The organism is Streptomyces sp. NPDC033229, from assembly GCF_055576875.1.
Genome location: NZ_JBVIQR010000110.1, coordinates 1 through 6,925, shown reverse-complemented (window position 1 = coordinate 6,925; position 6,925 = coordinate 1). Strand labels below are relative to the sequence as shown.

The 6,925-nt window shown below is 64.7% G+C and carries 5 protein-coding genes and 3 pseudogenes; 7 read left to right on the top strand and 1 reads right to left on the bottom strand.

Annotated features, from left to right (window positions below; translation table 11 throughout):
• From ACZ53N_RS35815 to ACZ53N_RS35800, 4 genes and pseudogenes are all read left to right on the top strand, one after another.
• Positions 1 to 735: transposase (locus ACZ53N_RS35815; protein WP_469144919.1), on the top strand; the 735-nt coding region annotated here is incomplete at its 5' end.
• Positions 736 to 1,569: 834 nt separating this feature from the next.
• Positions 1,570 to 2,316: an SIMPL domain-containing protein gene (locus ACZ53N_RS35810; RefSeq protein ID WP_469144918.1), complete on the top strand. Its 747-nt coding sequence runs from the start codon at positions 1,570 to 1,572 to the stop codon at positions 2,314 to 2,316.
• Positions 2,317 to 2,409: 93 nt separating this feature from the next.
• Positions 2,410 to 2,571, top strand: a complete 162-nt coding sequence (locus ACZ53N_RS35805) for a hypothetical protein (protein ID WP_469144917.1) — start codon at positions 2,410 to 2,412, stop codon at positions 2,569 to 2,571.
• Between the two features lie 105 nt (positions 2,572 to 2,676).
• Positions 2,677 to 3,180, top strand: a pseudogene (locus tag ACZ53N_RS35800) (transposase); the annotation flags it as partial.
• A 51-nt stretch (positions 3,181 to 3,231) separates the two neighbouring features.
• Here ACZ53N_RS35800 and ACZ53N_RS35795 read toward each other — a convergent pair.
• A pseudogene (locus tag ACZ53N_RS35795) lies at positions 3,232 to 3,826 on the bottom strand (transposase); the annotation flags it as partial.
• Positions 3,827 to 4,036: 210 nt separating this feature from the next.
• Between ACZ53N_RS35795 and ACZ53N_RS35790 the strand changes: the two are divergent.
• The 3 genes and pseudogenes from ACZ53N_RS35790 to ACZ53N_RS35780 all read left to right on the top strand — a co-directional run.
• A complete protein-coding gene (locus ACZ53N_RS35790; RefSeq protein WP_469144916.1) occupies positions 4,037 to 5,551 on the top strand; it encodes a ParB/RepB/Spo0J family partition protein in 1,515 nt (504 codons plus the stop codon).
• Positions 5,548 to 6,453 (top strand): ParA family protein, encoded by a 906-nt coding sequence (locus tag ACZ53N_RS35785; RefSeq protein ID WP_469144915.1) that lies wholly within the window; start codon positions 5,548 to 5,550, stop codon positions 6,451 to 6,453. The genes ACZ53N_RS35790 and ACZ53N_RS35785 overlap by 4 nt, the downstream gene beginning before the upstream one ends.
• Positions 6,454 to 6,691: 238 nt before the next feature.
• Positions 6,692 to 6,862 (top strand): annotated as a pseudogene (locus ACZ53N_RS35780) (IS110 family transposase); the annotation flags it as partial.
• Between the last annotated feature and the right edge of the window lie 63 nt (positions 6,863 to 6,925).

The following is a 6,925-nucleotide window of genomic DNA, read 5'->3' as shown; positions in this document are numbered from 1 at the left end:
GGCGAGGGCTGGCTCTACCTCGCCACCTGGCTCGATCTCGCGACCCGGGAAATCGTCGGCTACTCGATGGCCGACCACCACCGGGCCAGCCTGGCCGCCGACGCCCTGCACATGGCCGCCGGCCGGGGCCGCCCGAAACTCGGATGCATCACCCATTCCGACCGCGGAAGCGAGTACACGTCAGCTGAACTCCGCCGCGAGATAAGTCGATTGAGCCTTCGGCAGAGCATGGGACGAACCAGATCTTGCTACGATAACGCCGCGGCCAAAGCTTCTTCGCCGTCCTCAAAGAAGAGATTGGCACCCGCTCCTGGCCCGACCGGGCCACCGCCCGAGCAGAGATCTTCACTTTCATCGAGACTTTCTACAACCGTCGCCGCCTGCGCAAGCACCCCGCCTGGGGTTACCTCACTCCACTTGAGACACGGCAGCGGCACGAGCAAGACCACACCCTCGCAGCGTAAGAAACGAGTGTCCACAAACGCGGGGGAACTTCAGTTCTCGGTGAACGCGATGTCCGCGATCAGCACGAAGGGCCGGACATACCTTCGGCGCGGCTGTGATGCGTCGCTTCCCCGACAGGCTCGTCGGACACTTCGACCGCTCCACCTCAATGCCCTGACGGACCTCGCGGCCGACGAGCACTCCGCGCACCGCTCAAAGAACGCAAGAGCCTGGCCCGCCGCGCAGGCCGGGGAGGCTGAGCTGCGCTTCCTGCCGCCGTCCCCGCTCTGAGCCAAACCCTGACCAACTGATCAACGCCGACCTCAAGCACAGCCCGCCCAAGAGCCACCGGGGCCCGGAACCAGGCTGAGACCCGCCACTACTCCTGTAGACGCCAACGCCAGCCCCGCATCATCTGCGGCAATCCCCACGGCTCCCGCCTCCCCTCCCCCTACACGTTCAACGAGACCTATTCGATCAGAAGCTCATTGAGTTCTCTGCGAGGGTGTAGGAGGAGGTGGGAGCCGTGGGGATTGCCGCAGATGATGTATGGCTGGCGTTGGCGGCGGTGGGAGAACGAGCATGTCTCGCTGGCGGGTTGGGCCTGAGTGCGTGCTTTGCTGCTGGTTGGCCGACTGCGTTTGTGGTCGGCGTTGAATGGTGGGGTTCAGCTAGGGTGAGTACGGCGGCAGGAAGTTCCGCGATCAGGGCGCCGGTCTGGCCCGTGCCTACAACTGCCCGAAAATCCCAGATCACAAGGACAGTGCTCGAGTGCCGCCTGCCGGGAAGCCGCCTGCTCGGCCTCGGACAGCACCTGGTGCTGGCGCACACGTTCGCCCTGCGGGCAAGCAGCCAGACATTACGCCCGCCTGCCCGCTACTTCGCCCACCAGCCGCCGCCCTCCGTGCCGACTCAACAGGCTTCGGAGCAGCCGGGACGCTCCACCGATACGCTCCGGGGAGCGGATACTGCGGAAACGCCCACGTCAACGCGAGCGCAATGATTAGCCAGGGCAGGTGACAGGGCTACTGCGCAGGAGTGACGGGTCGTGAGGAGGTTTGGATAGTGGGCACCAGTGACGGAATGTGATCAGTAACCCCCGTATTCCACAGGAGGAACACGTTCATGTCTGTCACCAGCCTTCGCCCCCCGTCCTCCCTGGCACGCTGCACCAGCCTGGCTGTCCTCACCGTCGGCTTACTCATCGGTATGTCTCCCCTGGCTACGGCCGCAGGCACAGCCGACACCGCCCCCGGCACCGTCTCGGTCTCCGGACAAGGAATCCAGCAAGCCACAGCCGACAAAGTGACCCTCTCCACCACCGTGCATGCCGAAGAGCCCACCGCCAAAGAAGCCCTCGAAGCCCATGGTGCAGCGGTCAAAGCCCTCATCAGCGCCGCCAAAGCACAAGGGCTGACGCTCCAGGACATCATCACCGAAGACCTCTGGCTCCAGCCCGTCTACAGCGACGACGGAGACGACTCCCGGATCAGCGGATACGAGGCATCCCAGTCAATCTCCTTGAATGTCTGGAATATTGCCAAGGCAGCCCAGGTAATCGAAGCCGTCATGGAATCCGCCGACAATGCCGTCCGCCTCGACGGGTTGGAATTCGATCTTAAGAACCACGCTCCGCTACTTAAGCGCGCCCGCGCTGAAGCCTTCCAAGACGCCCGCTCCAAAGCCGAACAATACGCAGAGCTCGGCGGCTACACCCTCGGCGACATCGTCACCGTCAACGACTACACCGAAACTGGCTCACGCACTGGGAATCTCCCCACCGAAACCTACGCAGGGAAAGGTACCATCACCCTGACACCCCACAAAATCACCGACAAAGTCACCACTGACATCACTTACAAACTCAACTAACTCCACCCAACAACAAAAAAGCCAGCCTTGATGGCTCCATACCACCCCGATCGGCATAGGGTCATTACAAGCCCGCCGGGGCTCCGGGGTGGCTTGGACGACCAATTAATCGACCGCACGAAGGCCGGCGGGATCAGGCTGACCGACTGGGGCGGGCTGCTGCAGCAGCTGACGAAGAAGATCTTTGGGTCTTCCCTCGAAGGCGAGACCGGCCGCCTCAGGCACAAGAAGGGCGTCGACGGCACCACCCCGTAGCGGCACCCGCTCCAAAGCCTTGTTGACCCAGGTCTGGCAGCGTCGACGAGACGTCTCGCGACGCTTAGACCGTGTCCTATGTGGTGAGGCGGACGTTGTCTGTACATGGGGCGGGGTTCGTTGAGTTGGATTGTTCCGGATGGGCTGTTGGAGATCGCGGAGCCGTTGATCCCGCCGGAGCGGGTGCGGCCGCAGGGCGGCGGGACGGCAAACACGCCTGATGAGACTCTGTTCGCTGCGATCGTGTACGTATTGGTGAGCGGATGTGCCTGGCGGCGTTGCCGCCGTGCTTCGGGGTATCGAAGTCGACGGCGCACCGCGGGTTCCTCTGGTCGCGGGCCGGTGTGTGGGGTCGGCTGCACGAGGCCGTCCTGCGTCGGCTCGACGACGCCGGCCTGGTCGACGTGACCCGCGTCATCCTCGACTTCGCCCACATCCGGGCTAAGAAAAGGGGGGCGGACTCACAGGTCCGAGCCCCGTGGACCGGGGCAAGCCGGGTTCCAGGATGCACGTCCTGTCGGATGCGAACGGACTGCCCTTGGTCGTCGGGCTCCCGCCGCCAACACCCACGACAGCGTCGGGCTGAAACTGATGGCGGCTGGCCTCCAAAGGATTCCCAATGGAGTTGTCAAGGTCGGCTGATGACTGGCTGTGAGTGGCTCAGCCCAGCACGATGGGGTTTGGCGGTGCGGTGATCGGGGAGCCGTCGCGTATGAGTGCCCACAGGACGTTCAGGCGGCGGCGTGCGAGGGCGATGACGGCTTGCCTGTGGCTCTTCCCTTCGGCTCGTTTGCGCTCGTAGAGAAGACGCGCAGAAGGCGTCGGCAGTAGCGCCGTGGTCGGCGCATGTTCCCGCTGATGCGACCGGAACCCTTGGGGACAGGAGCCAGGCGGCGACACCGGCGAGGCGGTCGGAGGTGCCGAAAACGCTCATGCCGCCGCCGGTATGGGCGATGAACTCGGCGCCCAGGACAGCTCGACGCCAGGCAAGCTCAGGATGACCTCGGCGTGCGGATGGTCGTGCAACCGGCTTTCGATCAGGGTGTCGGCCTCGGCGATCTCCTCGTCGAGGGCCATTTCCGCCCTCGCCGATTTCTCCACCACCGCGGCGGCGACCTTCTCCCCAGCAACAGCGGTGTGCTGGGCCTCAGCGGCCTCAAGCGCAGTGGCCGCGACGACCTTGTGATTGCGGACCTTGCGGTTTCTTCAACCACGTCGCAGGTCGGTTGTTACCGATCCTGCGCAAGGCAGTCGGGGGGCTGATAGCTGGTGAGAGCGCCGCCTTCACCGGAGCCTACCGGCTGGCACGCCCCCCCTGGCCGACACCCGCCACTGTTGGCGACGCGTGAACCGTCTTTTGAGACGACGCCCGCACAAGCGGCTGTCAACATACAGCAGTTCCTCGGCAGTGCACGTCACCAGGGCAGCCTCTTTTTATCAGGGGCAAGTGGTGAGGCTGGAAGCTATGGTTCTCTCCGACGTCCGTGCACATCTCGGAGGAACGATGACAGCTCCGTTGCCCCGGCCGAAGCGGAAGCGGAAGGGCGAAGTCAGTGGCGGAATACTGAAAGCTGACCGCGAGAAAGCCGGCCTCGGGGGCAAGGGCCCGGATATCCATACGCTCCCGCCGGAAGACGGTGAGCTCCTGGAACTCGATCCCCGGGCCATTTCGCCAAATCCGATGAACAGAGTCATCCGGCGTGAGTTGCGGAACATGGAGGAGATGATCGCGGATGTAGGGGCTCGTGGGGTCCATACGCCGGGCGTCGTCATGCACACCAGGCTGTTCATGGAGTGCTATCCGCAGTGGGCGGGCCGCGTAGAGTTCCCCGGGAGGGAGTTCGTGCTCGGCCCGGGCCACCGTCGTCACGCCGCCGCTTTGGCCACGGGTCGGGTGATGCCTGTGATTCTGCGTGACGATCTCGCGCGTGGTCGGCGTGTCGAAGAAGAGCTGGCTTCCGAGAACAACAGCAGGGACGGGTTGTCCCCGATCGAGCAGGCTCTGTCGATCGACTTGCTGCGGCAGCGTGTCCATGCGGACGGTGGCCGGGCTCTCAACTTCGATGAGGTGGTGGCTCGGGCGGGCTATGCCGCGGGCACGGTGTCGAAGTATCTGGCGCTGCTGAGGTTGCCTGAGGAGATCCAGCAAGCGCTCCACACCGGCTGTCTGTCGCTGCGTTCCGGCTACTCCCTCTCCCTGGTCAGGGACATCAACGGGGCGAAGGACTCCCCCGGCGCCCACCAGCTGCAGCTTCAGGCGTTCAGGCTGATGCGGGAGCAGGGGGTTTCGGTGGAGGCTGCGCGGAACCGGCTGGCTCTGCAGAGCACTCCCCCCTCTGGTGTTGACCTTGCTGTCCCGCGGCGGCACGACGGGGGTGCCCTGGTTCCGTTGCCGGTTTCCCGCGGGAAACCGGCAACGGAACCAGCCGTACGTCTCAAGCCGGGCACGGTCCCGGAGCCGGCTGCCGCAGCAGCCGCTGTCCCGGAGGCTGGGGCGTCGCCGGACGTCGCGCTCAATGACCCGTGGAGGGAGGCTGCCGAGATGCGGGATGTGGCCTGCCGACGGCTGCTCGCGGCAGACAAGTTCGCCAAGGCGTCCGAGGCCAGCGCACGGCTCGTTACGGTGGCGCTCCATCCGAACGAGTGGAAGCAGGCTGCGGCGAAGGCGTATGAGTGGCTGGCTGGGCTCCAGAAGGGGCCCGCGGGCACGAAGCGGCCCGCTGAGTACTTCGCGTCCGTAGCGGCGACCGGTGACGCTAACCTGATGCACCGCGCTGCTTTCGCGATCGGTCTCGCCGCGGATGAACTGCGAGTCTCCCAGCCGCAACGTAGCTGGGACGAGCGCGATGTCGCGCACGTCATGTTCCTCGCCACCAGCCGGGGCGCGCACCAGCTCTCCGAGTGGGAGAAGCGGCAGGCACAGCAGGCAACCGGCTGGAATCACTGGCCTTGCGCCACAGCCTCCACGGAGAAGACATGACCAGCACAGCCACCACGTTCCCGACACAAGATGGTGTCACCAAGGACCGGAAGATTTTCATCTTCGCTCTCAAGGCGGGCGGAACAGCCAAGACGTCCACGACGACGGCTCTGGCCGCCCAGTTGGGGCTGCGTGGCTACCGGGTCCTGGTCGTGGACTTGGACCCGCAGTGCAACGCTACCCGTGTTCTGGGCCGCCGGCCCTTCCGGGGCGGGCAGATGAGCATTACCGACGTGATGGCGGACGACGCCGAGCTGAAGGACGTTATCGTCCAGGCGCGGTACCGCGTGGATCCGGAAGGTGACGGGGACAGCTCCTTCGAGTTCATCCCGAACGTGTACCTCGCGCCCGGCAATCTCGATCACCCGGATATCGACGATGCGGAGCGGATCCTCAATGCGGAGGACGGGAACGTCTTTTGGCTCAAGGATGGCCTGGACGACCTTGGTGAGGAGTACGACGCGGTTCTTGTCGATCCTCCGGCCACCTACGGGCGTCTGACCGTTACTGCCCTCGTGCTGCTGGACCACGCGACCGAGGGGGCGGTGATCCCGCCGGTGCTGTGCACGTACAAGGAGGCTGACGCGCTGGTCCGCCTGGAGAAGAAGCTCGGGGAGATCAGCGAGCGCCGCATATACCAGCGGCGCGGGATCAGGCCCCGAATGAAGTACGTGATGGCTTGCGCGGCTCCCACTGCCTCATTCGGGACCGAAGAGCACTGGGAGACGTTCAACGAACTCAAGGAAGAGTACGGGGAGGTTTTGCTGCCCCCCGTGCGCTGGTCAGGTGTGGCAACCAAGGTCTACCGGAACGAGTGTGCCGTTCCGATCCTCTCCCCCAACTCACGGCCAGCCCAGGACTACGCGAAGGTTGCTACCGCTCTGGGTTTTCCCGTGCGCTGAGCTTGTCCTACCTTCCAAGCGTGGGCCTGCGTCGGTCAGTCGTAGGATCGGCAGGGCCCGGGGGTTCTGGGTATGGCTGTGAGCTTGTCGCCGTCCGATGGCTCAAAGAACTTGGCCGCCTGGAGCCCCGCGACGACTCGACCGCTAATTGGGATACGCGACTCGATCGCTGTGTAGGACAACGTCGGCGAGGTCGTCTGCGGGACTGCTGTTGGACGACGAGCTGACGGAGGTAGCCGTGCCCGAGATCTGGGCCGGGGTGGACATCGGCAAGGAACATCACCACTGTGTGGTGATCGACGCGCAAGGAGAGCGCCTCCTGTCGCGGCGGGTCCTGAACGACGAGTCCGCGCTGCTGGAGCTGATCGGCGACGTACTTGAGGTGCCTCGAAGTTCTCGGACAGGTGTCCAATAGGATCGCCTGGAACAGGGAACGAGGAAGAAGTGGCGCCACCGAGGAAGTACTCGCAGG

Excerpts from the sequence above, each read along its gene's own strand:
- ACZ53N_RS35785 (WP_469144915.1), top strand. The coding sequence starts at position 5,548 with ATGACCAGCACAGCCACCACGTTCCCGACACAAGATGGTGTCACCAAG.
- ACZ53N_RS35810 (WP_469144918.1), top strand. The coding sequence starts at position 1,570 with ATGTCTGTCACCAGCCTTCGCCCCCCGTCCTCCCTGGCACGCTGCACC.
- ACZ53N_RS35790 (WP_469144916.1), top strand. The coding sequence starts at position 4,037 with ATGGTTCTCTCCGACGTCCGTGCACATCTCGGAGGAACGATGACAGCT.